General features: G+C 43.5%; 1 protein-coding gene. It reads right to left on the bottom strand.

Translation table 11 applies throughout. The annotated features are described in order from the left end of the window. The coding region (locus tag SYJ56_RS25790; RefSeq protein ID WP_323839280.1) for an Ig-like domain-containing protein at positions 1-1,231 on the bottom strand (1,231 nt) is incomplete at both ends.

Below are 1,231 nucleotides of genomic sequence, written 5' to 3'. Positions count from 1 at the left end.
CTTTTTCTCCGACATTGATATTGACAATCTCTGAAACAGTAGCTTTTCCTTTGTTGTCAGTTGCCTTTGCAGTCAGAGAGAAACTTCCAAGAGGTAGGTTTGCCCATGCAAAGCTGTACGGGGAAGTGGTGTCAGTTCCCAATAAGGTGGCGCCGTTGTAGAATTCAACTTTGGCGATGGTTCCGTCCGAGTCAGCTGCGTTAGCGGTGATAGAGATATTGTCTCCCTGAATAAACTGTGCATTTGCTGTTGGTGTGGTGATGCTTACCGTTGGGGCAACATTTTCAATGACGGCACCCGCTTCAGTTTTCAATAACATTACCGATGAATAGGCAGGGACTGAAACATTTCCGGAAAGGATCTTGCCCTTTAAATCCACATAGGTTCCGGACAAAGGAAGTGATTTGGCACTGTTTGAATAATTATAATCGAACAGGATGAATTCATCAATATCCATTTTATTCGGGTCATAAGGAACGGGGCTTTTGGTGGAGTTAATATCGAGACCATAACTATCCTTCCAGGCTTGCAGGTCAATCAGCCCATTTTTCCCCGGAGTTTGGAGATTGAAGGCATTGTTTTCATTGACAGGTCTGGAGTACACATTGCTGTCAAAAGCACCCATTTGACCTAAGGTATTTACTTTGGATCTGACATACATATGAAGCTGGTTTGAGTCTTTATTCAAAAACTCATTGTTCTTCATGGTGATGTTTCGGGTCAGATTATCCGTGTAATCACTGGTGATGAAAACAGAATATCCGGTATTGAATATTTTGTTGTTGGTGATGGAGACGTTTCTGCAATTGTTGACAAAAATCCCTTTGCTCTTCACATTTCCAATGGTGTTGTTATCAATGTCAATCCCGTTGGCAAAAAGGTCAAGGTAAATCCCCTCCACATAGGGGAAATCATTTGCTCCGTATGGCTTTGTTCCTGCCACCGCACCGATTCCGTTGACGATGATGTTGTTGGTGATTTTCCGGTTGGTAAAGGTGGTGTTTCTAGGTCCGGTAAAGGTATAGATCCCGCCTCCGTCATCCTTGACAAAGCAGAAGGTATCGATGAGATTGTTTTTGACGGTGATGTTGTTTCCGTCAAAATAAATCGCATTGTAACCATTCTCCAAAAAGGTGCTGTACTCAACCAATACATCCGAGGTGGTTTCACTCATAAAAATTCCGTTTCCCTGACTGTCTGCGCTCTGACCCATTCCGGCCAAAGCGTGGAT

The organism is Algoriphagus aurantiacus (assembly GCF_035156405.1).
Taxonomy (GTDB): domain Bacteria; phylum Bacteroidota; class Bacteroidia; order Cytophagales; family Cyclobacteriaceae; genus Algoriphagus; species Algoriphagus aurantiacus.
The sequence above is the reverse complement of the archived record's forward strand: the minus strand, read 5'-3'. Positions and strand labels throughout refer to the sequence as shown.